At 69.4% G+C, this 24,258-nt stretch carries 23 protein-coding genes and 3 tRNA genes; 5 read left to right on the top strand and 21 right to left on the bottom strand.

Annotated elements, in window-relative coordinates:
• Positions 1-3: 3 nt before the first annotated feature.
• The 13 genes from lysS to tilS all read right to left on the bottom strand — a co-directional run bounded on the left by lysS (position 4) and on the right by tilS (position 12,360).
• Positions 4-1,524 carry a lysine--tRNA ligase gene (lysS, locus tag ACSQ18_RS01355; RefSeq protein ID WP_436035272.1) on the bottom strand — a complete coding sequence of 507 codons (1,521 nt, stop codon included), beginning with the start codon at positions 1,522-1,524 and terminating at the stop codon, positions 4-6.
• A 61-nt stretch (positions 1,525-1,585) separates the two neighbouring features.
• Complete coding sequence (locus ACSQ18_RS01350; RefSeq protein ID WP_436035271.1) at positions 1,586-2,266, bottom strand: DUF2520 domain-containing protein; 681 nt, start codon at positions 2,264-2,266, stop codon at positions 1,586-1,588.
• Complete coding sequence (locus ACSQ18_RS01345; protein ID WP_436035270.1) at positions 2,263-3,927, bottom strand: PH domain-containing protein; 1,665 nt, start codon at positions 3,925-3,927, stop codon at positions 2,263-2,265. Before ACSQ18_RS01345 ends, ACSQ18_RS01350 begins: the two co-directional genes overlap by 4 nt.
• Positions 3,928-3,929: 2 nt before the next feature.
• The gene (locus ACSQ18_RS01340; RefSeq protein ID WP_436035269.1) at positions 3,930-4,556 is read right to left on the bottom strand and encodes a PH domain-containing protein; all 627 of its coding nucleotides are present in this window, start codon (positions 4,554-4,556) and stop codon (positions 3,930-3,932) included.
• A complete protein-coding gene (locus ACSQ18_RS01335; protein WP_436035268.1) occupies positions 4,501-4,995 on the bottom strand; it encodes a DUF3180 family protein in 495 nt (164 codons plus the stop codon). Before ACSQ18_RS01335 ends, ACSQ18_RS01340 begins: the two co-directional genes overlap by 56 nt.
• Positions 4,992-5,543 carry a 2-amino-4-hydroxy-6-hydroxymethyldihydropteridine diphosphokinase gene (gene folK, locus ACSQ18_RS01330; protein ID WP_436035267.1) on the bottom strand — a complete coding sequence of 184 codons (552 nt, stop codon included), beginning with the start codon at positions 5,541-5,543 and terminating at the stop codon, positions 4,992-4,994. Before folK ends, ACSQ18_RS01335 begins: the two co-directional genes overlap by 4 nt.
• Positions 5,540-5,911 (bottom strand): dihydroneopterin aldolase, encoded by a 372-nt coding sequence (gene folB, locus ACSQ18_RS01325; protein ID WP_436035266.1) that lies wholly within the window; start codon positions 5,909-5,911, stop codon positions 5,540-5,542. Before folB ends, folK begins: the two co-directional genes overlap by 4 nt.
• Positions 5,908-6,720, bottom strand: a complete 813-nt coding sequence (gene folP / locus ACSQ18_RS01320) for a dihydropteroate synthase (RefSeq protein WP_436035265.1) — start codon at positions 6,718-6,720, stop codon at positions 5,908-5,910. The genes folB and folP overlap by 4 nt, the downstream gene beginning before the upstream one ends.
• Positions 6,721-6,730: 10 nt before the next feature.
• Positions 6,731-7,321, bottom strand: coding sequence for a GTP cyclohydrolase I (folE, locus tag ACSQ18_RS01315; RefSeq protein WP_144806960.1), 591 nt, complete (start codon positions 7,319-7,321; stop codon positions 6,731-6,733).
• Positions 7,322-7,330: 9 nt separating this feature from the next.
• On the bottom strand, positions 7,331-9,340 hold the full coding sequence (ftsH, locus tag ACSQ18_RS01310; protein WP_436035263.1) for an ATP-dependent zinc metalloprotease FtsH: 2,010 nt from the start codon (positions 9,338-9,340) through the stop codon (positions 7,331-7,333).
• 101 nt (positions 9,341-9,441) lie between these two features.
• On the bottom strand, positions 9,442-9,993 hold the full coding sequence (gene hpt / locus ACSQ18_RS01305; protein WP_436035262.1) for a hypoxanthine phosphoribosyltransferase: 552 nt from the start codon (positions 9,991-9,993) through the stop codon (positions 9,442-9,444).
• 30 nt (positions 9,994-10,023) lie between these two features.
• Entirely contained in the window at positions 10,024-11,295 is a 1,272-nt protein-coding gene (locus ACSQ18_RS01300; RefSeq protein WP_436035261.1) for a hypothetical protein, read from the bottom strand.
• Positions 11,296-11,364: 69 nt separating this feature from the next.
• The gene (tilS, locus tag ACSQ18_RS01295) at positions 11,365-12,360 is read right to left on the bottom strand and encodes a tRNA lysidine(34) synthetase TilS (protein WP_436035260.1); all 996 of its coding nucleotides are present in this window, start codon (positions 12,358-12,360) and stop codon (positions 11,365-11,367) included.
• Between the two features lie 98 nt (positions 12,361-12,458).
• Between tilS and ppa the strand changes: the two genes are divergently transcribed.
• The gene (gene ppa / locus ACSQ18_RS01290; protein ID WP_144806956.1) at positions 12,459-12,992 is read left to right on the top strand and encodes an inorganic diphosphatase; all 534 of its coding nucleotides are present in this window, start codon (positions 12,459-12,461) and stop codon (positions 12,990-12,992) included.
• A 94-nt stretch (positions 12,993-13,086) separates the two neighbouring features.
• Here the strand turns inward: ppa and ACSQ18_RS01285 are convergent, their stop codons facing one another.
• The gene (locus tag ACSQ18_RS01285; RefSeq protein ID WP_436035259.1) at positions 13,087-14,472 is read right to left on the bottom strand and encodes a M23 family metallopeptidase; all 1,386 of its coding nucleotides are present in this window, start codon (positions 14,470-14,472) and stop codon (positions 13,087-13,089) included.
• Positions 14,473-14,690: 218 nt separating this feature from the next.
• On the opposite strand from ACSQ18_RS01285, the gene ACSQ18_RS01280 reads away from it, so the two are divergent.
• From ACSQ18_RS01280 to ACSQ18_RS01270, 3 genes are all read left to right on the top strand, one after another.
• Positions 14,691-14,763 (top strand) — tRNA-Glu (locus tag ACSQ18_RS01280).
• Between the two features lie 29 nt (positions 14,764-14,792).
• Positions 14,793-14,866: transfer RNA gene (locus tag ACSQ18_RS01275), tRNA-Asp, on the top strand.
• A gap of 68 nt (positions 14,867-14,934) precedes the next feature.
• Positions 14,935-15,007: transfer RNA gene (locus tag ACSQ18_RS01270), tRNA-Phe, on the top strand.
• 200 nt (positions 15,008-15,207) lie between these two features.
• Here the strand turns inward: ACSQ18_RS01270 and ACSQ18_RS01265 are convergent.
• The gene (locus ACSQ18_RS01265; protein WP_436035258.1) at positions 15,208-15,990 is read right to left on the bottom strand and encodes a thioesterase family protein; all 783 of its coding nucleotides are present in this window, start codon (positions 15,988-15,990) and stop codon (positions 15,208-15,210) included.
• 17 nt (positions 15,991-16,007) lie between these two features.
• Positions 16,008-16,628 carry a LysE family translocator gene (locus tag ACSQ18_RS01260; RefSeq protein WP_436035257.1) on the bottom strand — a complete coding sequence of 207 codons (621 nt, stop codon included), beginning with the start codon at positions 16,626-16,628 and terminating at the stop codon, positions 16,008-16,010.
• A gap of 107 nt (positions 16,629-16,735) precedes the next feature.
• Between ACSQ18_RS01260 and ACSQ18_RS01255 the strand changes: the two genes are divergently transcribed.
• Positions 16,736-17,236 carry an Lrp/AsnC family transcriptional regulator gene (locus ACSQ18_RS01255; protein WP_436035256.1) on the top strand — a complete coding sequence of 167 codons (501 nt, stop codon included), beginning with the start codon at positions 16,736-16,738 and terminating at the stop codon, positions 17,234-17,236.
• A gap of 261 nt (positions 17,237-17,497) precedes the next feature.
• On the opposite strand, the gene ACSQ18_RS01250 is transcribed toward ACSQ18_RS01255, so the two are convergent.
• The 5 genes from ACSQ18_RS01250 to ACSQ18_RS01230 form a co-directional block, all read right to left on the bottom strand.
• The gene (locus tag ACSQ18_RS01250) at positions 17,498-18,196 is read right to left on the bottom strand and encodes a potassium channel family protein (protein WP_436035255.1); all 699 of its coding nucleotides are present in this window, start codon (positions 18,194-18,196) and stop codon (positions 17,498-17,500) included.
• Positions 18,189-19,526 carry a TrkH family potassium uptake protein gene (locus ACSQ18_RS01245; protein WP_436035254.1) on the bottom strand — a complete coding sequence of 446 codons (1,338 nt, stop codon included), beginning with the start codon at positions 19,524-19,526 and terminating at the stop codon, positions 18,189-18,191. The genes ACSQ18_RS01250 and ACSQ18_RS01245 overlap by 8 nt, the downstream gene beginning before the upstream one ends.
• Before the next feature lie 78 nt (positions 19,527-19,604).
• The gene (locus tag ACSQ18_RS01240; protein WP_436035253.1) at positions 19,605-20,378 is read right to left on the bottom strand and encodes a hypothetical protein; all 774 of its coding nucleotides are present in this window, start codon (positions 20,376-20,378) and stop codon (positions 19,605-19,607) included.
• Positions 20,375-20,881, bottom strand: a complete 507-nt coding sequence (locus ACSQ18_RS01235) for an RNA polymerase sigma factor (protein WP_436035252.1) — start codon at positions 20,879-20,881, stop codon at positions 20,375-20,377. Before ACSQ18_RS01235 ends, ACSQ18_RS01240 begins: the two co-directional genes overlap by 4 nt.
• Positions 20,882-21,307: 426 nt before the next feature.
• Complete coding sequence (locus ACSQ18_RS01230) at positions 21,308-24,244, bottom strand: glycosyl hydrolase 53 family protein (protein ID WP_436035251.1); 2,937 nt, start codon at positions 24,242-24,244, stop codon at positions 21,308-21,310.
• Positions 24,245-24,258: the final 14 nt, after the last annotated feature.

The raw sequence follows: 24,258 nt of genomic DNA, 5'->3' as shown, positions 1-24,258 counted from the left end.
GGGCTACTTGACGAGGGGGAAGAGGATCGTCTCGCGGATGCCGAGGCCCGTGATCGCCATCATGAGGCGGTCGATGCCCATGCCCATCCCGCCCGTCGGCGGCATCCCGTGTTCGAGCGCGCGCAAGAACTCCTCGTCCACGCGCATCGCCTCGTCGTCGCCGCGTGCCGCCAGCTTGGCCTGCTCCACGAAGCGCTCGCGCTGGATGACGGGGTCGACGAGCTCGGAGTAGCCGGTGGCCAGCTCGAAGCCCCGAACGTAGAGGTCCCACTTCTCCACCACTCCGGCGATCGAGCGGTGCTCGCGCACGAGCGGACTGGTGTCAAGGGGGAAGTCCATGACGAACGTGGGGCGCTCGAGGCCGCCCTTCACGAAGTGCTCCCACAGCTCCTCGACGAGCTTGCCGTGCGTGGCGATCTTCTCGGGAACCTCGACCCCCACCTCGGCGGCGAGCGCCTGGAGCTCGGCGAGAGGCGTAGCGGGGGTGATGTCGCGTCCGGCGGCTGCCGAGAGCGAGTCGTACATGGAGATGCGATCCCACTGACCGCCGAGGTCGAACTCGGTGCCGTCGGCCCACGTGACGGTGGTCGAACCGGCCACGGCGATCGCGGCGTTCTGCACGAGCTCCTGTGTGAGGTCGGCGATGCCGTTGTAATCGCTGTAGGCCTCGTACGCCTCGAGCATCGCGAACTCGGGGCTGTGGGTGGAGTCAGCGCCCTCATTGCGGAAGTTGCGGTTGATCTCGAACACGCGGTCGATGCCACCGACCACGGCCCGCTTGAGGAAAAGCTCCGGGGCGATGCGCAGGAACAGGTCGGCGTCGAACGCGTTGGACCGCGTGACGAAGGGCCGCGCGGCCGCGCCGCCGTGCTGCACCTGCAGCATCGGCGTCTCCACCTCGATGTAGCCGTGCGACGCGAAGGTCTGGCGCAGGCTCGCGTTAACGGTCGCGCGTGCCACGACGGTCTCGCGTGCGAGGTCGCGCACGATGAGGTCGAGGAAGCGCGAACGCACCCGGCTCTCCTCGCTGAGCTCGGTGTAAAGATTCGGCAGCGGCAGCAGCGCCTTGGCCGCGACGGCCCACTCGGTGACCATGATCGACAGCTCGCCGCGGCGGCTGGAGATCACCTGACCGGTGACCGAGACGTGGTCGCCGAGGTCGACGAGTTCCTTCCACGCCTGCAGCGACTCCTCGCCCACCTCCGCGAGCGACACCATGGCCTGGATACGGCTGCCGTCACCCGACTGCAGCGAGGCGAAGCAGAGCTTGCCGGTGTTGCGACTGAACACGACACGACCGGCGACGGATGCCACGACTCCGGTCTCAGCGCCCGCCTCGAGGTCGGCGTAGCGCTCGCGGAGCGCGGGAATGGTGTCGGTGACGGCGACGGCGACGGGGTAGGCGCCGCCCGCGGCATCCTTTCGCTCGGCGATCAGCCGCTCGCGCTTGGCCAGCCGGACGGCCTTCTGCTCGAAGACGTCGTCGTCGGGGATGGCCTCGGCGGATGCGGGCGCGTCGGTCATTTCAGGCTCCTCAGAAGTCGACCCTCGATTCTCTCACGGGCGCCGGCGGCCGCCTTCGCCCTCACGCCGTCTCGAGCCCCTGCAGTGCGCGGTCGACCGTGGAGTGGACGAGGGCGGACAGGAAGCGGCCCGGCTCGTCGACACCGGCCGCGACCAGCAGCTCCGACGACTGGCGCAGCAGCGCCGCGGAGAACTCGGTCGCCGTTGCGACGGCCTCGCCGTAGGCCGCGCGGGCCTCCTCCGACACGACGATCGGCTCGCAGCCGAGCTCGACGGCCAGCGCCTGAGCGATCGGGAGCACGGCGGCGGGTGCTGTGACGGCGGCGTACGACTCGCGCAGCTGACGGAGATCGATCGAGGTGCCGGTGAAGGCGACTGCAGGGTGCACGGCGAGCGGGATGGCCCCGCGCGCGGCGGCGGGTGAGAGCACGTCGATGCCGTACGCCGGGTCGGTGTGGAGGACGAGCTGGCCGACCTGCCACGCCCCGATCTCGGACAGTCCGGCTACGAGCGCGGGAAGCTCTGCGTGCGGCACGGCGATGACGACGAGCTCGCTGCGACGGACGACCTCGTCGGCCGCGAGCACGGGCACCCCCGGCAAGACGGCGTCGACGCGATCGGGGTCGGAGCCCGCCGTGATCCCGGTCACGGCATGGCCCGCTCCGGCCAGTGCGGCACCGATGACCGGGCCGACGCGTCCCGCGCCGATGATGCCGACGCCCAGGCGTCCGCTGCGGGTCATGCGCCCGGCACCGTTCGGTCGGCGTCGACCCGCCCGTCCGTCGCCACGGTCGAAGGGTCGCGCGAACCAGCGGAATCGGGCTCGACGGCGGGGTCCACTCCTTCGTCGGCTCCCCAGCGGTGGGAGCGATCGCGCGAGAGCGCGGAGACGACGGCGGCCGCGGCATCCGTCCACAGGGCGACGGCAGCGGCACGGTCGAGGATGCCGAGGCTCCCCGAGACCTGGCCGAGCACGGTGTGACCGGTGATGTTGGCGACGTCCATCGCCCGATCGATCGGGCCCTGCGCCAGTCGTAGGGACTGGAGCCGCGCGAGCGGCAGCACGACCAGTGCCCGACGGAGCGCGCCGCTGCGCAGCAGCAGGGCGTCGGGGAGGAGGAGGAAGCCGTTGCGCCGCCACGAGAGCGGGCGCAGCCAGCGCGCACGTCGAGGCGTGTTCGTGTACGGGTCGCCGTCTATCGGTCCGCGCACGCCGCGCTCCAGCATGAGCGGCCACGACTCGTCGGGAAGACCCGGGAGGATCAACCTCAGTACGCGTTCCACGTCGTCTCGCGTGCCCACCGGCAGCACGTCGCTGAACTGCTGTGACGACGTGTCCGACGCCGACCGTCCCGAGAGCCTGTTCACGCGGATGCGGTACCAGCCGAGGCGCCGCCACAGCAGCGGCTGAGCGATCTCGACCGCGTGGATGCGACCGGGCGGCAGCGTCTCGGTGACGGTCGTGAAGAGCCCAAAGGTGATCCGCACGCCCGCCGGAGTGGGCGCGATCGAGTAACGGAGCGACCTGGTGATCTGCCGGAACCAGTACGCGCCGAAACCGATGAGCGCCGGAACGATGGAGAAGAGCAGCCACGGTGTGCCGACGATCGACCCCACCACGACACCGGCGACCAGCACGATCAGCCAGATCGTCGACCCCGACATGATGTGGGCGCCGATCAGCCGGCCGGGCGGGATGTGTACGACGGATGCCGGTTGCTCCGCCGGCCCCTCGGCACCCTCGATGAGCCCCGTGATGCCGGCGCTGACGGCAGCCGCCGCGCGTCCCCGCACCGACGCATCGCCCGCCGCGGCGCCGCGCTCGGCGAGTTGGCGCCCCGATGCCAGCCGCAGGATGTCGCCGCGCACCGCCTCGGCGTTCGCCGTGGACAGGTACTCCAGCTTGACGTTCGCGTCGAGGCCGGCGCCGACGACCTCGAGCTTCGCCATGCCGAGGATGCGGGCGATCATCGGACGCGTGAGGTTCACGCCCTGCACCCTGTCGAGCGGCGCACGCCGATGTGTCCGGAAGAGCACGCCGCTGCGCACCTCGACGTCGTCGCCGGTGATGCGGAAGGTATGGAAGCGCCACGACAACCAGAACAGCCCCAGCAGCACGACGAGCACACCGAGCACCACGAGCGCCGCGATGATGATCAGGTCGTTCGCGACGATGTAGTCGATCGGGTCGCCCGCGTACTCGTACTCCTCCGACATCCCCGGGAGGAAGATCGCGATCAGCCGGTCACGGAGGTTAGTGACGACGATGCCGATCACGACGACGAGGAACAGGCCGCCCTTCATGAGCGGGGTCAGCGGGTGCAGTCGATGCCACTCGCCGTCGCTCAGCGGGGACCGCACCTCCGCGACGGCCCCCGACGGGGCGACGGGCGGGCCGGGCACCGTCACAGCCCGGTCCGGCGGGTCTCGGCGACATCGATGAGCGTGTCGCGCAACTGCTCCGCCGCCGTCTGCGCCAGCCCCGGAATCGTGACGCCCGTGGCGGCCGCGGCCGTCACGAGCTTGAGCTGCGCGATGCCGAAGCCGCGGTCGAGCGGCCCGTGCGTGATGTCGACGAGCTGCATGCGCCCGTACGGCACGGCCACCATGCGCTGCCACAGGATGCCGCGGCGGAAGACGAGATCGTCGGCGCGGAGCTGGTATCCGATCGACCGGGCCTGACGGGGCAGCACGATGAGCGTCACGACCGTGATCACGGCGACGATGCCGGCGGGAATCCACACCCACCCCTGCTCGAGCACGAGGCCCAGCACGGCCGCGGCCGCGACGATCAACGCCAGGAAGGCGACATGCGAGATGACTTGGACGGCGATGTACTTCCGGGAGACCTGATGCCACCGGCCGTCGCCCAGCGGCAGGCGGTGCACACTGCGGGGCTCGACGATCGCGGAGAACGTCCCGGCATCCAGGGCCCCGTCCGCGGGCGCAGCGCCGCCGGAAGCCGAGGAGAGCGGCTCAGTCGTGGTGGGAGAGTCCGAAGCCGGGATCGGCTGGTCCGGGCTGTTCGTCATCGTCGTCCTTCCGAATGGTGCACAGGTACTCGGCGACCAGCCCCGCGATCACGAGGACCAGCCCCGCGACCGCCGCGGCGACCACGGTACCCGTCGAGCCTAACGAGGGAGCCACCGGGCGGGTGAGGAGGAAGACCAGCAACCCTGCCCCGACGCCGACGACGACGGCCCCCACGATGCTCGACGCGCGCGCGAGCATCGCGATGCGCACGGCGTGGAACGGGTCGACGCGTTGTCCGCTGGCACCGGTCGTCGCGCGCCGGATCGGCACGGCCAGCGCCACCGTCACGGCGGCGAGGAGCACCAGGAGCACCGGCAGCATGAGCGAGGGCGTGAACGTCGGCTGCCCGGCGGCGGTGAGCGCCTGATCGATGAGGTAGCCGATGACGAGCCCGATCACGGCCGAGACGATGAGCGGCGCGGCTCCCGTACGCTTCATGAGGCGTCCTCCTCGTCGAGGGCGCGCAGCAGGTCGGCGACGCGTCCGCGGCCGGGCAGCTCGGCGTCGGGATCGAGACTGGCCCAGGGACGCAGCACGAAGTCGCGCTCGGCCGCGCGCGGATGCGGAAGGGTGAGCGCGGGGTCGTCGGAACGCACTTCGCCGTACGCGATCAGATCGAGATCGAGCGTTCGATCCTGCCAACGAGGCTGGTCGGCGGTGCGGCGGGGGCGACCGTGGCGCTCCTCGACGGCGTGCAGGTAGGCCAGCAGCACGCTCGGTGCGAGGCGCGTCGACAGCAGGGCGACCGTGTTGAGGTACCCGGGGGCGGCGGCATCGGGACCCGACGGCGTGAGCGCGATCGACTCGATGGGCGCGGCGGCAGCCGTCACCGACGTCAGCGGCAGCCGTGCGAGGTCATCCAGCGCCGCGGCGATCGTCTCGGCGCGGTCGCCGAGGTTCGCGCCGAGGGCGACGACCGCCGGCACGGCCGGTCGCGCCGCGCGGGGAGCCTCGTCATCGAGACCCTGGGCGAGTCGGCGGCTCATCCGGCATCCTCTCGTCGGCGTCGCACCGTCACCGCGACATCGGTGAACGGCACCGGGATCGGTGCCTGGGGCTTGTGCACGGTGACGGTCACGGCATCCACGAGCGCGAACGTCAGCGCCGCGTCGGCGATCCGCCGCGCGAGCGTCTCCAGCAGGTTGACGGGTTCGCCGGAAAGGATCGCCGCGACCTGCTCGGCGAGTTCGCCGTAGTGCACGGTGTCCGCCACGTCGTCGCTGCGCGAGGCAGCGTCGAGCGACAGGCTCAGCACGACGTCGGCGACGAACTCCTGCCCGTCGCGACGTTCGTGGTCGTAGACGCCGTGATATCCCACAGCACGGATGCCGGAGATCGAGATCTCATCGGTCATGATCGGCCCTCCCCCGTCGTCGCGCGCTCCCAGACCGCGAGGGCGTCGCGAGTCGCGGCGACGTCGTGCACGCGCACCGCCCACACCCCGGCGACCGCGGCGCGCACGCTCGTGACCGCCGTCGCGAGGTCTCGGCGCTCCTGCGTGGGCTCACCGTGCTCCTCGAGCGTGGCGGCGAGGAAGCCCTTGCGGCTCGTCCCGACGAGCACGCGCGACTCCATCGCGACCACACGCTCGAGCCCGCACAGCAGCTCCCAGTTCTGGTCGCCGCGCTTACCGAACCCGAACCCCGGATCGAGGATGAGACGGGCCGGAGGGATGCCGGCGGCGAGCGCCTCGTGGCGACGCTCCTCGAGCTCGGCGATCACCTCGTCCACGACGTCGTCGTAGTGCGCGCGGGCGTACATCCGGTCGGAGGGGCCGCGCCAGTGTCCGATCGCGAAGTGCACCTCGGAGTCGGCGACCACCTCGATGATCTCGGGGTCGGACTGTCCCCCCGAGACGTCGTTCACGATGAGCGCGCCGGCGTCGATCGCGGCCGCCGCGGTGGCGGCGTTCATGGTGTCGATGCTGATCATCGTGCCGTCGGCGGCGAGCGCCTCGATCACCGGGAGGACGCGGGCCAGCTCCACCTCGGGCGGCACGCGCTCGGCGCCCGGGCGGGTCGACTCGCCCCCGATGTCGAGGATGTCGGCTCCGGCGGCGGCGAGGGCGCGACCGTGGGCGATCGCGTCGTCCACGCCGACGTACCGGCCACCGTCGCTGAACGAGTCGGGCGTCACGTTGACGATGCCCATGAGGAGGGTCATCGCGGCATCCTCATGTCGCCCGTCCCGTGAGGAGCAGCATGATCTCGGCACGCGCCGCCGGCTCGGAGAGCTCCCCGCGGGCCGCCACCGTGACGGTCGACGCGTCGGGCTGACGGCCGCCGCGCATCGTGACGCATTCGTGGGTGGCGTCGAGCACGACGAGCACCCCGCGGGTGTCCAGGGAGCCGGCGATGACATCGGCGATCTGCTCGCCGAGGCGCTCCTGCACCTGCGGCCGCGCCGCGAGCACGTCGACGACGCGCGGGAGCGCCCCGAGACCCACGACCTGCTCGCCCGGCAGATACGCGATGTGGGCGTGGCCCGCGAACGGCAGGAGGTGGTGCTCGCACACGGAGCGGAACCGGATGTCGCGCAGCATGACGGCGCCCGACGGCAGCGTGTCGGGGGCTGGGCCCCGCGTCACGGAGATCGTGTGCGCGAGCGGCGCCGCGGCATCCTCTCCCACGCCCGAGAAGAACTCGGCGTACGCATCGGCGACGCGGTGCGGCGTAGCCCGCAGGCCGGGACGATCGGGGTCTTCACCGATCGCCTCGAGGAGGTCGCGCACCAGAGCGGCGACGCGGTCACGGTCGACGGCCACGACCCGAGCCTATGCGGTCGCGGGACGCGCCTGCCCGCTCGCACGACGCGCGGGGGCCTTCTGCGCGACCGTCTCGCCCTCGGCGGCCACCTGTGCGGCGAGGCCCGCCTCGTCCTGGGTGCGCGGCACCTCGACGGGGGGAAGCGTCGACACGGGGCGCTCCGTGCTCGACAGCCACTGCGGGCGCGGCGGGAGCTTGCGGATGTCGGTGAAGATCTCGGCGATCTCGAGGTGGTCGAGCGTCTCCTTCTCGAGGAGCGCCGTGGCCAGCCGGTCGAGGATGTCGCGGTTCGCGTTGAGCACCTCGTAGGCCTCGTTGTGGGCCTGCTCGATGAGGTCGCGCACCTGCTGGTCGACGCGCTCGGCGATCCGCTCGCTGAAGTCGCGGCCGTGGCCCATGTCGCGGCCCATGAAGACCTCGCCCGAGGACTGCCCGAGCTTGACGGGTCCGACCTCGGTCGTCATGCCGTACTCCGTGACCATCTTCCGGGCGATGTTGGTCGCCTTCTCGATGTCGTTGCTCGCACCGGTGGTGGGGTCGTGGAAGACGACCTCCTCCGCGACACGACCGCCCATGGCCCACGCGAGCTGATCCTGCAGCTCGTTGCGGGTGACGGAGTACTTGTCTTCCAGGGGCATGACCATCGTGTAGCCGAGGGCCTTGCCGCGCGGGAGGATCGTGATCTTGGTGACCGGGTCGGAGTGGTTCATCGCCGCCGCCACGAGCGCGTGACCGCCCTCGTGGTAGGCCGTGATGAGCTTCTCCTTGTCCCGCATGACGCGCGTGCGTCGCTGCGGACCGGCGATCACGCGATCGATGGCCTCGTCGAGTGCCCGCATGTCAATCAGCTGCGCGTTGGAGCGCGCCGTGAGCAGCGCGGCCTCGTTGAGGACATTGGCGAGGTCGGCACCGGTGAAGCCGGGCGTCTTCCGCGCGATGACCGAGAGGTCGACCGAGGGCGACAGCGGCTTGCCGCGACCGTGCACCTCGAGGATCTTCTGACGGCCCTTCAGGTCGGGCGCGTCGACGCCGATCTGCCGGTCGAAGCGGCCGGGGCGCAGCAGCGCGGGGTCGAGGATGTCGGGACGGTTGGTGGCCGCGATGACGAGCACCGACACCTTGGGGTCGAAGCCGTCCATCTCCACGAGCATCTGGTTGAGCGTCTGCTCGCGCTCGTCGTGACCGCCGCCCATGCCGGCGCCGCGGTGGCGACCGACGGCGTCGATCTCGTCGATGAAGATGATGGCCGGAGCGTTCTCCTTGGCCTGGTTGAAGAGGTCGCGCACGCGGCTCGCGCCGACGCCCACGAACATCTCCACGAAGTCCGAACCCGAGATGGAGTAGAACGGCACTCCCGCTTCGCCGGCGACCGCCCGTGCGAGGAGGGTCTTTCCGGTGCCGGGAGGGCCGTAGAGGAGCACGCCCTTCGGGATGCGGGCGCCGACGGCCTGGAACTTCGCGGGGTCTTTCAGGAAGTCCTTGATCTCCTGCATCTCCTCGATGGCCTCTTCGGCACCGGCGACGTCGCCGAAGGTGACCGTGGGGGTCTCCTTCGTCACGAGCTTCGCGCGGGACTTGCCGAACTGCATCACCTTGCTGCCGCCGCCCTGGGCGCTGGACAGCAGGAACCAGAAGAGGAGACCCAGCAGCAGGAGCGGGATCACGAGGGACAGGATGCCGCCCCAGAAGCTCGGCTGCGGGACGACGTCGTCGAAGCCGTCCTTCGGCGATGCGGAGTCGATGGCCGTGACGACCTCGTCGGCGCGCGCCGTCGTGTAGTAGAACTGCACGTTCGTCGAGTCCTTGAAGGCCTTCGACAGCGTCAGGTCGACGCGCTGGTCGCCGTCGGTCATGACGACCTTGCTGACCGTGTCGCCGCCGAGCAGCTGCAGCCCCTCCTGCGTCGTGATGCGCTTGGCCCCCGTGAGGCCGGAGATGAGCGACATTCCGATGAGCAGGAGCACACCGATGAGCAACACGTACATGAACGGGTTGCGGGTCAGCTTCTTGAAATCCATGGTCCGCTCAGGCTACAACGCAGCGACTATGCGGGGACTGTGCATTCGCCCACGGCGTACCCCGAGACGGATGCCGTCAGGCTGACGGCATCCGCGGCCCGTCAGCTGTAGACGTGGGGAGCGAGCACGGCGACGTCGCGGAGGTTGCGGTAGCCCTCCGCGTAGTCGAGGCCGTACCCGACGACGAAGTCGTTCGGGATGTCGAAGCCGACGTAGCGGCAGTCGATCTCGACCTTCGCGGCGGCCGGCTTGCGCAGGAGCGCGAGCACCTCGATGGAGGCGGCACCGCGGGAGGCGAAGTTCTCGAGCAGCCAGCTGAGCGTCAGACCCGAGTCGATGATGTCCTCGACGATCAGCACGTGCTTGCCGGTGAGATCGGTGTCGAGGTCTTTGCGGATCTGGACGACGCCGCTGGACTTCGTGCCGGCCCCGTAGGAGGACACGGCCATCCAGTCCATCGCGATCGCGCGAGGAAGGGCCCGGGCGAGATCGGCCATGACCATGACAGCACCCTTGAGCACGCCGACCAGCAGCAGCTCCTTGCCCTCGTAGTCGGCGACGACCCGCGCCGCGAGTTCCTCGAGCTTCGCCTGGATCTCCTCCTCGGTGACGAGGACGGTGGTCAGCTGGTCTGCGATGTCGGCCGCGCGCATGATTCGAGTGTAGGCAATCCGCGGGCAGCCTCAGTCCCGGGCGACCCGCCGCTGCCGTGCCACGAGGCCCAGTCCGATCGCGATCGCGACGGCGCCGGCCCACAGCAGCCCGAACGGCGGCTCGCCGCCGGTGACCGCCAGCTCGCCCGTGGGAACGGTCGGCGTCGGCGACTGGGTGAACTCGGAGTCCACACCCTTCGTCGGCGTGGGCGTGGGCGTGGCGGTCGGCGTCGGAGTGGCCGTAATCGTCGGCGTCGGCGTGGGGGTCGGGGTGGCCGTCGGGGTCGGCGTCGGGGTGGCCGTCGGGGTCGGCGTCGGGGTGCCGCTGCCGGTGCCGGAGCCGCCCTGGCGTCGCACGGTCGCCGTCACCGACGTCGCCGCCTCCGAGGCGATCGTGATGTCGGCGTCGTTCGAGTACGTCGCGAGCGTGCGGTCGACGACGCGCGAGTCGGCGACGACGGCGTAGAACCACCCCTCCTCGGCCGTGAAGGCCACCGTCACGTCGGCCGCCGTCTCGGTGAGCGTGGTGCCGACGCGCGCGTCGACGTTGCGCCACCCCGTCGGCGACCCGTCGGGGTTGCGATCGACGGCCCCGAGCACCCGGATCGCCGGGAGACCGCCGGCGCCCCGCACCCACTCCTGTCCCGCGCCGAGGCGCTCGACCACCGTGACGTCCTGTCCGGCGGTCATGCCGGCGGCCGGGGCCTTGATCGCGATCGTCCACTGGATCGTGTCGTTCTCGCGGTCGTAGACGCCGTGCTTGTTGTTCGGTCGGCCGGTGAAGGTGCAGTCCGGGGGGCAGGTGCCGTCGGGGGGCGTCACGGTGACGGTGTCCTCGACATCACCGAAGTCGTAGGTGGTCGTCGTGTCCTGCGTGACCGTTGTCGTCACCGTCGCCCAGAAATCGAACGTGCCCCGCAGCGAGCGCGGATGCGCGGCGATGTAGTCGGCGTCGATGTCGCAGACGATCTGCGTGGCGGTGACCACGCAGCTGCCCATCGGCTCACCGTCGGGATCGAGCAGGTCGAACGCGTCGCTGAGGCCCTGCAAACCTTCCGGCAGGTCGACCGTGAAGCCGGCCGGCGTCGCGGGGTCGTCGGGGAGCGCCCACTCGCCGGACAGCTGGGTGGAGCGCCCGCTCTCGACGAGGTCGTCGACGAACGTGAGCGAGGTGATCGCCGCCTCCGTCGCGTACGGTGGCGCCGCCGCAGCGGCAACCGCGACCCCCGCGGCCAGGGCCGCCCCCACGATGATCGCCACGATGATGCCGGCCCCGTGCCGAACGCGTGCGAAGAAACCCATGTCCCGTACCTCCCCCAAGGTGCGACGGGCGCAGGCACCCGTCGGGAAGAAGACGCGCGAGCGGGCCGTTTATGACGCGGATGCGGAGAATTCGATCAACTGACCGTTGCGGAGGGCACGGCATCCGGGCAGGTCCACGGGTCCCTGACCCCTCCAGTGCGTCACCAACCGGGCGACCTCGAGCGTCTGCGCGCGGGTGAGCGACACCCCGAACTCGCTCGCGACGACGTGGCGGATGATGCGGTGGCGCAGCGCCGGCGGATTGGCAGCGAGCGCGGGAACCGACACCGCGATGCCCGCCTCGGCATGCTCGACGATGTCTTCGATGGTCTCGTCGATCATCTCGGCGAAGGCGTCGGCATCCTCCCGCAGCTGATCGGCGGTGCGGGCGAGAGCCTCCGCCACGCCCGGGCCGATCGAGGTCTCCAGGAGGGGCAGCACGTCCTGGCGCACCCGCACGCGCAGGAAGCGACGGTCGAGGTTGTGCGGGTCGTCCCACGGCGGCAGGTCTTGAGCCACGCACGCGGCGCGCGTCGTCGTCCGCCGCACTCCCAGCAGCGGACGCACCCAGCGGATGCCGTCGTCCTCGCGATCGGGCGACATGCCGCCGAGGCTCGTCGCGCCCGAGCCCCGCGCGAGTCCGATCAGCACGGTCTCCGCCTGATCGTCGAGCGTGTGTGCCAACAGGATCGCGGACGCTCCGGCATCCCGAGCCGCCGCGCGCAGCGCCGCCCGACGCGCGTCGCGGGCAGCCGCCTCGAGCCCGCCCTCGCGACCCACCTCCACGCGCACGGTGCGAGCGGGGAGGCCGAGCTCCTCCGCGACGCGGGCGGCGCGCGCGGCGACGACGTCGGACCCCTCCTGGAGTCCGTGGTCGATGACGACCGCCGACGCTGCGACGCCCGCCTTCGGCGCCTCGAACGCGACCGCTGCCGCGAGCGCGAGCGAGTCGGCACCGCCGGAGAGACCCACCACGACGGGGCCGTCCACGTCGGCGAGGGCTGCGCGCACGGCGCGGCGCACATCGGCCACGGCGGGGTCCAGGCCCGGTCGACGCTCGTCCATACCGCCACGGTATCCGGTCTGGTCCCCCACAACTCAGGACGGCGGCCTCCCGGCTAGGCTTGACGCGGCATCCACAGCACTTCCGAAGGAGCACCAGCATGGGCGCGTACGACGCCGTCATCGAGATCCCGCGTAACAGCAAGATCAAGTACGAGGTAGACCACGGCACGGGCCGCGTCTTCCTCGACCGCATCCTGTTCACGCCCATGGGCTACCCCGCCAACTACGGCTTCTTCGAGAACACGCTCGGCGAAGACGGCGACCCGCTCGACGTGCTCGTGCTGCTCGACCACGACCTCGCCCCCGGCATCCTCGCGAAGGTGCGCCCCGTCGGCGTGCTCAAGATGACCGACGAGGCCGGAGGCGACGACAAGGTCGTCGCGGTGCTCGCGAAAGACCCGCGCTGGGCGCACATCCAGGACGTCACCGACGTCGACGAGTGGACCAAGAACGAGATCAACCACTTCTTCGAGCACTACAAGGACCTCGAGCCCGGCAAGTGGGTCAAGGTCGACGAGTGGGCCAACGCCGCCGAGGCGGAGCGGCTCGTGACCGAGGCGTTCGAGCGTTTCGAGGAGCACGAGGGCCAGACGAAGACGCAGGGTGAGGGCGAAGCGCCCAACACGCTCTGACCGAGAGGTCACTGACGGGTCGGATGCCACGGCATCCGGCCCGTCGTCGTTTCCGCGGGCGGGGCTTCCGCGGGCGAGGTCGCCGCGGGCGGGGTCAGACGGAGACGCCGCGGGCGCGCAGGAACGGCGCCGGGTTGATGCGGACGCCGCCGCTGTAGACCTCGAAGTGGAGGTGGCATCCGGTGGAGACGCCCGTGTTGCCGACGTACGCGATGGTCTGCCCCGCGCGCACCGAGTCGCCCCAGCTCACGTTGTAGCCGCCCGGCTTGATGTGGGCGTAGCCGGTGACGATGCCGCCGCCGTGGTCGACCTTGATGTAGTTGCCCCAGGCGCCGCTGTATCCGGCGAAGATGACGCGACCGGATGCCGCGGCGAAGATCGGCGAGCTGCAGCCGCCCGCGAAGTCGATGCCACGGTGACCCGATGTGCAGTAGCCGTTGGAGCAGATGGTGCCGCGGTTGCCGAACCACGCACTGATGTAGCCGTAGCCGGGGCGCACCCAGCCCGACGGCTGCACTTCGCCGGCGCTCCCGCCGCCGCCACCGGAACCGCCGCCGTTGTTCGCCGCTGCTTCCGCTTCTTCGCGGGCGCGGCGCTCGGCCTCCTCGCGTTCGCGGCGGAGCCTGGCCTCACGGGCCTTGCGGCGCGCGATGACGCCGTCGCGGTAGCCCGACACGGTCTTGGAGGTCGTGTCCTTGAGGGCGGCCAGCTGCGCCTCGAGCACGTCGAGGTGTTCGGCCTGGGCGTCGAGGGCGGCCTGGGCGGCGGTCGCGGCATCCTGGGCCTGGATCATCTTGGCTTCGGCGGCCTGCTGGAGGCGGTCGCGCTCCGTGCGGGCGACGTCGGCCTGGTTCGACAGGTTCTGCGCATTGTCGCGGGCGCTGACGGCATCCGCGTAGATGGCGCGGTTGGCTTCGAGGAGCTTGTCCATCGTGCCGAGGCGTGCGAGGAGGTCGTCGGCGCTGGCGGCCGAGCCCGAGAAGAACAGTTCGAGCGACGTGTCGTCGCCGCCCATGCGGTACTGCTGGGATGCCAGGCGCCCCAGCTTGTCGGCGGCTTCGGCGGCGCGGGCCCGTTCGGCATCCGCCTGTTCCTGCAGGGAGTTGGCGCGGTCCGCGGCCTCTTCGAAGGCCTCCTGCGCGGCGATGTACTCGGCGCCGAGGCGCTCGGCTTCGGCCTGCTTCGCGGCGACGTCGTTCTGGAGCGAGGAGATGAGGCCTTCGATGCGGGTGACCTCGCGCGCCTTCGCGGACTGGTTGGCCTTGGCCTTCTCGACGTCGTCCCACGACGGGTAGGAGGCGGCGAAGGCGGGGGCGCTCGAGAGGAAGCCCGCGGCGGCGATACCGGCGACACCGAGCCCGAGCGCGGTGCGGCGAGTGAGGATGCGGCCGTGCTCGACGGTGCGACCGAGCGCGCTGAGCTCCTGCGCGGTGGGCGCGCAGCCGCAGTCGTCGGGTGCTGCGGACAGCTCAGAAGGCACGTCTCACTCCTCAGTCACATCAGTAACAAGTGCCACAATAACAACACTGGTCACATCTGCCGATGATGGGATGCGTCGTTGGGGGGCGCGACGCACGCGCTCACGCCATCATCACCCCCCGGAACGCCGGTTCACCAGAGGCCACGCCCTCGATTTCCGATTCCGTGGGGAATTGCGTATGCTTGAGCGTCGGTAAGCGTGAGCCTCCGGGTTCGCTCGGCCCCATCGTTTAGCGGCCTAGGACGCCGCCCTTTCACGGCGGTAGCACGGGTTCGAATCCCGTTGGGGTCACACTCCGCACCACACAATTGAATAAGCATGGCCCTGTAGCGCAGTTGGTTAGCGTGCCGCCCTGTCACGGCGGAGGTCGCGGGTTCAAGTCCCGTCAGGGTCGCTCCAAGCGACGGGCCCTTTGATTTCAGAGGGCCTTTCGTCTAGGACATGGCTCCTCGGATGCCATGCGGCTCTGTAGCTCAGTTGGTAGAGCGCACGACTGAAAATCGTGAGGTCACGGGATCGACGCCCGTCGGAGCCACACGGACCGTCGTTACAACGGTCCTAGAAACCCTCGCCTAGCTTCTACATGGCGGGGGTTTTGCCTTTGCCCGGTGAGAGGTGGTTTTCGGATCCCCCCTGGGCCATCCAGGCCGGTCACTGAGCAAGCGAAGCGCCCATCCATTGAGCGAGCGAGGCGCGACGCGACGCCTCAGGAATGGACCTTGGGCCGGTCTGGGCCTACGTGGTCGAGCGCGGCCGCACAGTGAGAGCCTGAAGCAGTGCGCCGATCGGACCGCGATCGTCGTGTAACAGACTGTGAGTGAGGCCGTGTCCACCTGGTCCAAAGCTGACGGTGGTGTCGAATCCGATCCAGGCGCTCTGAGGTGCGCGAAAAAGGTGAACATCGAGGTCGAGGTTGGGAAAATAGGCCTCCGCAGGTGCAACGCGTGGAGTGATTCCGTTGGCGATGTCGACAACCCCGAGCAGCCGCGCGATTGGACTGATCGTCTCCCCCTCGATCAGAGGTATGCGCGGCCGCATCCAGAACTGCGCTCGACCGGGTACGAACTCCTTACGACGCACGTCGACCGTAGTCACGAATCGCCCGGGCCAGATGTTCGACGACGACCAGGTGGGCATGGTGTCGGCGGCCGGAAGGACGGCGAGGTCGGTTCCGGCGATTGCTGTGGTGTCGTGGTCCTGGGCGAACCAGGCTCGGGCGATCACGGCAGCGCGGTCCGCGTGATACAGGGTGGCCTCGGCGAGCTCGATAGTACGTCCCGCGCGGACGACGCGCGTGCTCGTTTCAATCGTGTCGATCGGCAGGGTACCGAGGATGTCGAAAGAGATCCGCGTCATGGTGAGGGCGGGGTCGTGCCGGTCGCGGTGGCCGAGCTCGAGGACATGGGTCAGGAGCCCGAGCGCGGGAGCGATGTGCTGTTCGTCGATGTTCCACGCACCCTGCACAGCGTCGGTCGCCGCGAATCTGTTGGCGTCGAGGCGGCGGAAACAGGCAGGCATGGTGGGATCGTACGAGTTCACGCGAGATGCAGCATCCGCTCGACCACCAGGAACACGCCGATACCGATCATCGCGATTCCAGAGATTCGGCTGACTGCCCGTGCGGCGATGGGCCGCGACCGCAACAGTGCGTGGGCGCTGTAGCCGACCGCTACGTAGACGATCGCGCAGCTGGCGACATGGACCAGGCCGAGCACGCTGATCTGGACAGCCAGCGGCCAGGGGGCATCGGGGTCAGTAAACGGTGGGAGCACTGCGAGGAAGAGGAGAAACACCTTCGGATTGAGGCCACTGACGCCGAAACCCTTCAGCCACCAACGCCAGGCCGGGCCGGCTGCCGCATCCGTGCTGGCATGCACGACGGAGGGGTGTCGGAGTGTGCCGATGCCGAGCCAGGTGAGGTAGAGCGAGCCGGCGACCGTAAGCACGGTCAGCGCCCCAGGGATGCCCATCACCAGGGCGCCGACACCCGCGGCGACAATGAGCGTCGCGACCAGATGCCCAGTCAGCATCCCTGCCACCGCGGAGGGCACCCGGCGATGCAGACCCGCGGTGATCGCGTACGCCCAGTCCGCGCCCGGTGTGATCACAAACAGCACGGACACACCCCAGAACGCGAGGATGGCCCCGCCGTTCACGCAGCGGCCTCTACGATTTCCATCACACGGCAAGACTAGGCATCCGTAGGGCGAAGGTGCTTCCAATCATTCGTGGCAGGTGCCGCCGCAGTGAAATAATCATCTACATGGATGCGATTGATCGGAAGATTCTTGCGGAGCTACAGCGTGACGGCCGTCAGACCCTCACCGAGCTCGCCGAAAGCGTCCAGCTCACGTTGTCGCCCTGCCACCGCCGAGTACGCGAACTCGAACGCAACGGCGTGATCACCGGATACCGTGCCAGCATCGACCCGAACGCGGTGGGCCTCGGCTTCCAAACGCTCGTCTTCGTCACCATGCGCGAAGCGACCAGAGACGCGATCAGCGCGTTCGAGAGCACCGTGTCAGCGATCCCGAATGTCGTCGACGCGCAACGGCTCTTCGGAGAGCCGGACTACCTGCTGAGGGTCGTCGCGGCCGATCTCGACGACTTCCAACGGATCTACGACGACCAACTCAGCGCCCTGCCTGGCGTGCAACGCCTCAACACGACTCTCGTTATGCGCACCGTCGTCGACGACCGCGACCTGCCGCTCTCGTCGTGCGCTGTACTCCAACGGTCGTTGTCTGCGTTTCGTTCGGGTTGAACATCGGGGCAGTCGGCGAGGCAGCAGCCGCAGACCGGGTGCTCGATCGCCCCCGCGTCCGCTTCGTGCTTGCACACACATTCCGTGCAAAAGCAATGAGTTCTGCGTAGCGGAAGACCCACGTCGAGGCGCACGTCCGAACGGCCGCACCCGGCAAAGAAAAAGCCCCGACTGTTACCACACAGCCGGGGCGAGACGAATGAGAAGTTCGCCTATCCCCATCAGCGTACCGCGTTCACCTGGGAGGCGGCTCCGCACCCGCTAGCTGAGCGCCGCGAACCGCTCTGTTCGATCCACGGGGCCGATGACGATCAGGAGATCGCCGGCTGAGACGACGGACGACGCCCCCGCCGCGTGCCATTCGCCGTCGGCGCCTCTCACCTTGACGATGGTGACGCCGTGCTTGCGACGTACCGCCGCCTGCTCGAGCGTCTGGCCCACGATCTCCGACGGCGCCACCGTCTTCGCCACAACAAGGTCGCGATCGAACTCGACGTAGTCCAGCATCGCGCCCCGCACGAGGTGGGCGACCCGGCGGCCCATGTCCGCCTCGGGGAAGATGACGTGCTCGATGCCGATCTGCTCGAGGATCAGACCGTGCTGCTCGCTGATGGCTTTCGCCCAGATCGACCGCGCGCCCATCCGCTTGAGCAGCGACGTCGTGAGGATGCTTGCCTGGATGTCCGATCCGATGCCCACGACGACGCGATCGAACTGCGCGACGCCGAGCTGCTCGAGCGCGACCTGTTTCGTGGAGTCGGCGCGCACGACGTGCGTCAGCACACCGTTCAGCGACTGGACGATGTCCTCATCGGTGTCGATGCCGAGCACCTCCGTGCCCGAGCGCGCGAGTTCGGTGGCGAGAGCTCCACCGAAGCGACCGAGTCCGATCACGGCGACGCTCGTGGCGGAGGCATCCTTGGCGCGGCGGCGGGAGAAGAAGGTGTTGTAGTTATCCAATGATCGGACGCTCCTTCGGGAGTTCGTACATGCGCTTCTGGGTGGTGAGTGCGAGAGCAGACCCGAGGAGGACCGGGCCGAGTCGTCCGATGAACATCAGGACGATGAGAACGAGCTGTGCCAGCGCGGGAAGGTCGGCGGTGATACCCGTCGACAGGCCCACGGTAGCGAAGGCCGAGATCACTTCGAACAGCACGCGGTCGAAGCCGAACGGGCTCATCAACATGATCGCGAGGGTCGACCCGACCACGAGTGCGACCGCGAGGAGCGCCACCGTCAGCGCTTCGCGATGGGTGGACCGGGGCAGGCGCTTCCCGAACATGTTGACTGCGACGTCGCCTCGCAGCTCGGCCACGATGATGAAGAAGAGCACGGCGAAGGTCGTGATCTTCAACCCGCCGGCCGTGCCCGCGGGTCCGCCGCCGATGAACATGAGGATGTCGGTGACGAACCAGCTCTCGCCGTACATCTGGGACACATCGATCGTGTTGAAGCCCGCCGTTCTCGGCATGACGGACATCGTGAACCCGGCAAGGATGCGGCCGGCGGGATCGAGGGGGCCCAGGGTGCCCGGGTTCGACCACTCCAAGACCGTCAGGGTGATCGCGCCGCCGACCAGGAGGACGACGGAGCCGACCACCACGGTCCGCGTGTTGAGTGTCCAGCGCCGCGGAAAGACGATCCTCCTGCGGAGCTCCATGATCACGGGGAACCCGAGTCCGCCGAGGATGACCGCCGCGCAGATCGGCAGACAGACCCACGCATCGGTGACGAACGACATCAGGTTGTCGCTGAACAGCGCGAAGCCCGCGTTGTTGAAGGAGGAGACGGCGTGGAAGACACCGAGCCACACGGCGCGACCCGGCTCCTCCGCGTACCCGAGCCAGAACCGCAGAAACAGGATGAAGGCGACGATGGCCTCGGTCGTGATCGTGATGATCGCGACGCCGAGGAGCACCCGGCGGACGTCGCCGACAGCGACCGTGTGCGTCTCGCTCACGGCCGTCAGTCGCGTGCGCAGCCCCAGTCGGCGCGCGACGAGCAACCCGAGGAGGGTGGCGAGCGACATCACACCGAACCCGCCGATCTGGATCAGCGCGAGGATCACGACCTGCCCGAACGGCGACCAGAAGACGGGCGTGTCGACGACGATGTGTCCCGTGACGCACAGTGCGCTCGTCGCCGTGAACAGAGCCTCCATCAAGGTCGCCGAACGACCCTGTACAGCGATGGGGAGACTGAGCAGCACCGTCCCGAGGGCGAGGACGAGACCGAAGGCTGCCGTGATGGCCCGGCCGGGCGTGAGGAGAGGCGTTCGGCTCGACGGCACCTCGATACGATCTCACACCGGAGAGGGCACCGCCTCATCTGTCGGGATGCCGTCGGGCGGACGCGACGGGGTTGTGACCTACCCGCCTGGTGTCGCGACGCACTGCGCCGCGTCAGGGTCATCCATCATGCGACGAACGAAGTCGGGATCGGCGTCGTCGGCCGCATACTGCGTGCCCGAGTACGGCGCCTCGACGAAACCAACGGCGACCAAGCAGCGCGCGACCAGATCGACCCAGTCCGCCTTGTCGGGATTCTGGACGAGCCGCGCGTAAAGATCCTCGATGATGCTGATCGTTCCGGTGCTGCAGTCGCCGGCGATCCGATTCACGAGGTCGGTATCCCACGATCCGCCGATCGCGTAGGACCGGATGCCGGCGCGGTCCGCGCTCACCGTCACGGCCAGTCCGGCGCCGCGCACGCACTCGACGTAGAGTGCGACGGCCTCCTCGTACTCGTCGGCGGTGATCACGTTGTCACCGAGCACTCGGACCTCGAACGCAGAGGTGGCGCGATCCCGCGCGACCTCGAAGTCGGACCAGTACAGCGGATTCGCGACCTCTGGCGTCGGGTCGCTGGCGATGGGAGCCCTCCTGGCATCCAGCACCGCTGCTCCGACCGCGAACGCGACCGCCACGACCGCGGCCGTGGCCGCCAGAGCTGTGAGCGGCGTCGCCCAGCGGAGCGTCGGCCGCCACCGTCGCACGCGCGGCACACGAGTGCGTTCACTCTCCGCCACGATCCGGTTGCGGAGCGCGAGGTGAGTCGAGGTGAGCTCGTCGCGTTCCGCGGGATACGGGTCAGCCGCGTGCAACAACACCGCGACGTGGTCCGTACGGTCTGTCGTGGTCATCGACCGCCTCCTGTCAGCTCGGGTTCGGTCATGGCGTGGAGCAGCTTCGACCGCGCTCTCGACATCAGCGCCCACACTGCCGACGTTCTGCACCCCAGCACTTCGCCGATCTCGGCGGCGGACAGCCCTTCCCAATAGGTGAGCCGGAGAGCCTCCTGCTCCCTCGGGGAAAGCGCTCGCACCGCGTCGATCAGCGCGAGCCGGTCCTCCACGGGCAGCGCGGGTGAGGCCTCCTCGATCCGGCGCGCCAAGGCGACCTCGAGGTCGGCGCGGCGGCCCTGCCGTCGATAGAGATCGGTCAACAGATCCGCAGCCACCTTGAACAGCCACGCACGCGTGAGCGGTTCACGCGGGTCCTGCTTCTCCCAGGCGATACGGAACACGTCTCCGGCGAGGTCCTCCGCATCGGATGCCGAGGAGAGCCGACGCCTGAGGAATCGCAGCACGCCGAGAAAGTGGGCGTGGAACAACGCGTCGAACGCCGCCCTCCGCTGGTCTCTCACGTGTGCTCCTCCGCGCGTCGATACCTTCTGCCATGTCTACCGACGTTCGCGGGAAATCCTGACAATCGATTCGAACGTCGAGGGCGCCGTGCCACCCTTGTAGTGACATGAGCACCTCGATAAGCCGCGACAGTCTGATGGCTGCCTTCGGCGAGAGCCCGATGGTGCTCCCGGGTGGCATCGTGCACGGAACGGATGCTGCGGACTGGCCGGTGGTGCTCGACGCCCTCTCCCGTGCCGGCTGGCCCGCGAGGTGGAACTCCCCCGGCACCGATACCGACACCGACGGCGGACGGCCCGCCACGTCACTACGAAGAGATGCGTCGATTTTCCGCGACGACGCTGCCTGGGACTTCCCTATGCAAAAGAAGGGAGTGGCTGCCCGTTCGGGTCGGGCAGCCACTCCAGGGGTGAATCTCGCGGGCGCTACTTGGCGATCTTCTTGGGAGCGGAGACCTTGCTGACGCTCTGGTAGCCGCTCTTGCTGACGGTGACCTTGACGGCCACCTTCTTGCCGGCATCCGCCTTGCGCACCGTGTAGCTCGCGCTCTTCGCGCCCGACACGGCCTTGCCGTTGACGTACCACTGGTACGTCTTGGCGGCAGCGGGGCTGACGGAGATCGACGCGGTGAGCTTCTTGCCCACCTTCGCCGTGCCGCTGATCTTCGGCGTCGACACCTTCGCGAACAGCTTCGCGACGGTGACGGAGGCCGACGTCTTCGCGACGGTCTCGTACCCGCTGCGCGTCAGCGTGATCCGCACGGTGAGCTTCTTGCCCGCGTCGGCGCGCTTCACCGTGTAGGTCGCGCTCTTCGCGCCCGAGACGGCCTTGCCGTCGGCGTACCACTGGTAGGCCTTCGTGGCGGTGGGGCTAACCGACACGGATGCCGTCAGCTTCCCGCCGACGACGGCGCTTCCGGTGATCTTCGGGGTGCCGACCGTGAGAGCACGGGGCACCGCGACGGCGGCCGAGGTGGCCGTGGCGGAGGTGAAGCCGGCGCGGGATGCCGTGACGGCGACCGTCAGCGACGTACCGCGGTCGGCGGCGACGACCGTGTAGGTCGAGGCCGTGGCACCGTCGATCGCGACGCCGTCGCGAAGCCACTGGTAGTCGACGTGGTCGACGGCGGGGGTGAACTCACCGGCGGATGCCGTCAGCGTCTGGCCGACGCGTGCGGTGCCGCTGATGACCGGCGCGGCGACGACCTCCAGCGCGGGGACCACGATCTCCTCGAGCCCCTCCAGCGCGTCGCCGACGAGGCCTGCCGCCGTGTCGCGCTGCTCCGCCGTGGGCGCCGAGGCGGCCAGCACGATGCGGGCCTTCTCGAGGGCTGCGTCGAGCGTCGCCAGCGTCGCGTCGGTGTAGAGCGACCGGTCGAGGCCGTCGGCCTGCGCGACGAGCGCCGCCAGGTCGGTGGTGTCGACCGCCGACGGGTCGAAGGCGACCAGGGAGAAGTCGTCGAACGTGCCCCAGGTGCCTCCCACCGCGTCGACGAGGGATGCCGAGACGACCGCCTCGCCGCTCTCACCGACCTGCACGACCACGCTGGAGCTGTTGTGCTCACCCCACGCGGTGATCGACAGCGGCGTCTCGAAGGTGCCCTCCGACGTCACGGCGCGGAGCGTCGCGCTCCCCGACGTGAACGCGCCGCCGTGGGCGACGGCCGACAGCTGGTACGTGCCCGGCTCGAGCCCGGCGACGGTCTGCGAGACCGCCGTGGAGTACGTGCTGCCCGAGTAGAACTTGAACGCGCGGGTGCCGGAGCTGGCATCCGTCGTGGCGGTGATGGCACCGCCCGTGCCGGTGACCGTCCAGGGCGCGGTCGCCGTCTCGAAGCCGGGGTTGGCGACGTGGTTGGTGGTGGATGCCGTCACGGTGACGCTCGCGCTCACGCGCAGGCCCGCGGCGGTGACGCCGGAGACGGTGTAGCTGCCGGGGCTCGTGATCCACGACACGGCATCCGACCACTCGACCGCGGCCGTGCCGGTCGAGCCGTCGTTGTAGACGACGGTGACGGTGGCCGGGAGGGCGACCGCCGACGCGTTCGCGAAGGTCAGCGACACCGGCTCGTACGAGACGACCTCGAGAGGTGCGGTCGTGCCGGTGTAGACCCACTCGAACGTCGACAGCGACGACAGCGGCGTGCCCTCGGCGGCGAAGAGCGCCTGGTTGTCCCAGGCCGATCCGCCGAAGTACACGCCGGCGTCGGCGGGGTCGTACTCGCTCGCTGCGGAACTCGCCCAGCCGGAGCCGTCGCGCTCCCACAGCACCTTGTTGGCCTCGAGCGCGCTGGGCGGTCCGACCGGCAGCCACGCGGGCTCCCAGTAGTAGACGCCGAGACCGGCGCCCTGGTCGACCTCGCTCACCGTGGCGATGACGTCGCGCAGGGCGCGGGACTGACCCTGCACGGAGACGGGGTACTGGGTCGCGGCGGCCGCCGTGCGGATGACGTTGGGGTGGCCGTCGGCATCGTCGAGGGTGTACGCCCACGACGTCTCGGCGACGATGACCTTCTTGCCGTACTGGTTGACGATCTTGTTGAGCTCGCTCTTGAGGTTGGCGAGCGTGCCGTGCCAGAACGCGTAGTACGACGACGCGAAGACGTCGTAGTCGACGCCGTAGGTCTGCAGGTACCCGGCGAAGGTCGTGTAGTTCGCGCGGTTCGGGTTGGTGAAGTGCACGGCGACGAGCGCGTCGGGGAACACCTGGCGCACGCCCTCCGAACCGGCCTGGAAGATCTGGGCGATGTTCGCCCACGAGGTCTCCCCGGCGACGCCGTTCGTGGTCTCGTTGCCGACCTGCACCATCGTGACGTCGACGCCCTCGGTCTTCATGAGCTCGAGCGACTCGATCGTGTACGCCTTGGTGGCCGCGGCCTTCTGCGCGATCGTGTAGCCGGCCCATGCCTTCGGGGCCTTCTGCTTGCCGGGGTCGGCCCAGAAGTCTGAGTAGTGGAAGTCGACGAGCACGCCGAGTCCGGCGTCGGTGGCGAGCTTGCCCATCTCGGCGGCGCGCTCGGCGTCGACGGTGCCGCCGCCGTACCCGGCCCCGGTGGTCGAGTTGTACGGGTCGTTCCACACGCGCAGGCGCACGTCGGTGACGCCGTGGTCGGCGAGCACCTCGAAGAAGTTCGCGGGCTGACCCGCGGAGTCGCGGAAGACGACGCCCGAGTCGATGAGCGAGAGGTACGACGAGATGTCCACACCCATCGTGAAGTCGGGGTCGAGGCCGTCGACCTTCTGGACGAAGATGTCGGCGTCGACCGGGCCTTCATCGGCGGCGAGGGCGGGGGTGGCGGTCACCCCCAGGGTCAATGTGGCGGCCGCGGCGACCGCGGCCAGGCGCACCAGATGCTGTCTCATCCTGCTGTCTTCCC

The organism is Microbacterium sp. LjRoot45 (assembly GCF_964253325.1).
GTDB lineage: Bacteria > Actinomycetota > Actinomycetes > Actinomycetales > Microbacteriaceae > Microbacterium.
This window is presented reverse-complemented; position numbering and strand designations above follow the sequence as displayed.